This window comes from Ideonella azotifigens, assembly GCF_006519715.1.
Lineage (GTDB): Bacteria > Pseudomonadota > Gammaproteobacteria > Burkholderiales > Burkholderiaceae_C > Ideonella > Ideonella azotifigens.
Genome location: NZ_VIDT01000722.1, coordinates 1 through 2,611, shown reverse-complemented (window position 1 = coordinate 2,611; position 2,611 = coordinate 1). Strand labels below are relative to the sequence as shown.

Genomic DNA, 2,611 nt, shown 5'->3' with positions numbered 1-2,611 from the left:
GCAACTGCGCCCCCGGCAGCAGCGCGTCGCCCAGCACCACGCCCAGGCCGACCGCGACGATCTCGCCCATCGCCACCAGGCCCACGCCTTCCAGCGTCAACGCCTTGGCCTCCAGCAGCGCGCCCAGCACGATGGGCTGGGTGCCGATGATCAGCACCGCGATGGCGCCCACCGCCAGTGCCGCCGCGACCTGCGCCGTGGACCAGGCCTCACCTTCGTTCCGGCTCATGCTCACTCCTCCGCCATTACCCTCGTGGATCAATAGCCTTTTGCCTCTTCGGGCAACAGGGCTTGCGCAAAGCGTGCCATGGCCCGCTGCTCGTCCTTCATCAACCGGCCGTTGGCAATGGTGCGCACCAGCCACGGCAAGGGCCTGACCTTGCCGCCGGTGGCGGCAGCCAGCACAAAGGCCTTGGCGCATTTTTCGAACAGCTCGGCATTCAGCGCCAGCCGTGTCGCGGTGGCGCCCAGGCAGACGACGCGGCCTTGCAGCAACAGCGCGTTGCCGCCAGCCGCCAGGGACCGGCCCAGTTCGGCCGGGTCGTTCACGGCCGGGCCCATGCGGCCGAGGTGCCGCGCCTGTTCGTCGAAGACGGTGGGCATGGTGCCGCCAAAGTCCGGCAGGCACAGCCCGAACGGGCCGCCGCCGATGGCGATGGCGCCCACGTCCGGCCGCAGCCGGTAGATCGCCGCGTGCGTGCGGGCATCGCCTGGCCAGACGGCCGGCGCGTTGACGCCTTGCCATGCCACACTGCGCGGCATGTGGGTGCCTGTGCTGTTCCACCACATGGCTTCTTCCCCCGGCAGGCGCAGCGACAGGCTGGCGACGCTTTCGCCGACCTGGCCCATCACGCCGCGCGCCTGCAGCCGCACGAACAGCGGCCACCATGCAGCGTCCAGGTCAGACGCAGCCGAAGACATCATCGAAGCGGTTGAGGGCGTCATCGATGACCTCGTCGGTGTCGGCCAGGCTGGTGTAGATGCGGCTGCCGGCCAGCGTGACCAGGCCGTGCGCGGTGTAGGCCGCGCCCATCTCCTCCATCATGTGCTTGCGGGCCTTGGCCTCGTCCTTGGCGCGCCAGAGCTTGTAGAGGTTGCCGGTGTCCATCAACAGCACGCCCGAGGTCTGCAGGTGCACGATGGAGCCCATGTTGTAGGCCACGTAGGGCAGCGCGCGGCGCTGGATGATCTCGTCCAGCCCCTTGCGCAGCCGGTCGCCCGCACGGCCGGCCACGCCCGCCGCGTCGCAGCGCTGCGCCTCCTTCAGCGCGTAGTACCCCGCCACGCACGAGAGTGGGTTGGCCGACAGCGTGCCGCCGACAAACGCCCGCCGCGCGGTGGTGCCGATGCCACCGACCAGCAGCATCATCACGTCCTTGCGGCCGCCGATGGCGCCGGCCATCGGGTAGCCGCCGGTGAGGCATTTGCCCAGCACCGTCAGATCCGGCGTGACGCCGAAATAGGCCTGCGCGCCGCCCATGCCGAGACGAAAGCCGGTGACGACCTCGTCGAAGATCAGCAGCGCGCCGAATTCATCGCAGAGCTTGCGCACCTCGGCGTTGTAGCCAGGGTGCACCGGGCGTGTGCCGCTCTCCGGGCCCAGCGGCTCCAGCAGCACGGCCGCAGTGCCGCCGCGCAGGCGGTTCCATTGCAGTTTGCGGCGCAGCGCTTCCAGGTCGTTCGGGTGGCATTCCTGCGTATGGCCGGTCACACCGTGCGGAATGCCGACGGCCTCCATTCGGCCGGTGCCGGGCAGGCGCATGCCGTAGACCAGCTGGTCGCTCCAGCCGTGGTACGCGCCGCCAATCTTGACGATCCACTTCCTGCGCGTGTAGGCCCGCGCCAGCCGCACCGCGCCCATCACCGCCTCGGTGCCCGAGCCCAGCAGCCGCAGCATGTCCACGCCCGGCATCACGCTGCAGACCAGCTCGGCCAGCTTGACCTCGTATTCATGCAGCAGGCCGGTGACCGGGCCGCAGGCGTCCAGCACCTCGTTGACCTTCTGCCGCACCGCCGGGTGCTTGCTGCCCAGCAGCGTGGGGCCGCCGGCCTGCAGGAAATCGATGTAGCGGTTGCCGTCCACATCGGTCAGGTGCGCGCCTTCGGCCTTGGCCACGGCCAGCGGAAACGGATGGTTGAAGGCCAGGTTGTGCTGCACGCCACCGGGGATCACTGCCTGCGCCCGTTCGGCCAGGCGCCTGGAGCCCTGGCAGCGCTCATCGAAGTAGCGCATCACGCGGGCCATCTCGGGCGGACGGATCGGCCGCATCGGCTGCTGGACCAGCTCGCTGAAGCGCCGGTACAGCGTGCCAACCTCGGGCCAGGCCGAGATCGCAGGCCGAGGTGCCGCTGCAGTGGCGGGAAAGGCAATGGGGTCGGAGGTCAGCGCGCTCATGGCATCGGTTCAATCGTCGGTTGCGCAGCCAGCGCGTTCAGCACCCGCGTCAGCGCGGGTTGCAAGGCAAGGTTGGCGGCGCGTTCGGCAATGCGCCGCGCCAGTTCGGCATGCGCCAGCGCCTCCAGGTCCACGACCGCGCGCATCGCCTGATCAATGCCGGCGCCGCAGCACAGGATGCCGTGGTTGCGCATCAAGTAGGCGTGCACGTCGGGC

At 69.8% G+C, this 2,611-nt stretch carries 3 protein-coding genes and 1 pseudogene; all 4 read right to left on the bottom strand.

Annotation, left to right across the window (positions count from 1 at the left end):
- Positions 1 to 229: pseudogene (locus FKP22_RS26795) on the bottom strand (MFS transporter); the annotation flags it as partial.
- A 29-nt stretch (positions 230 to 258) separates the two neighbouring features.
- Complete coding sequence (locus tag FKP22_RS26790) at positions 259 to 945, bottom strand: hypothetical protein (protein ID WP_231011703.1); 687 nt, start codon at positions 943 to 945, stop codon at positions 259 to 261.
- Positions 902 to 2,395, bottom strand: coding sequence for an aspartate aminotransferase family protein (locus FKP22_RS26785; RefSeq protein WP_141291000.1), 1,494 nt, complete (start codon positions 2,393 to 2,395; stop codon positions 902 to 904). Before FKP22_RS26785 ends, FKP22_RS26790 begins: the two co-directional genes overlap by 44 nt.
- Positions 2,392 to 2,611: class II aldolase/adducin family protein (locus FKP22_RS26780; protein WP_211361604.1), on the bottom strand; the 220-nt coding region annotated here is incomplete at its 5' end. The genes FKP22_RS26785 and FKP22_RS26780, both read right to left, overlap by 4 nt.

Coding starts and splice junctions, on each gene's coding strand:
- FKP22_RS26790 (WP_231011703.1), bottom strand. CDS start 945: ATGACGCCCTCAACCGCTTCGATGATGTCTTCGGCTGCGTCTGACCTG.
- FKP22_RS26785 (WP_141291000.1), bottom strand. CDS start 2,395: ATGAGCGCGCTGACCTCCGACCCCATTGCCTTTCCCGCCACTGCAGCG.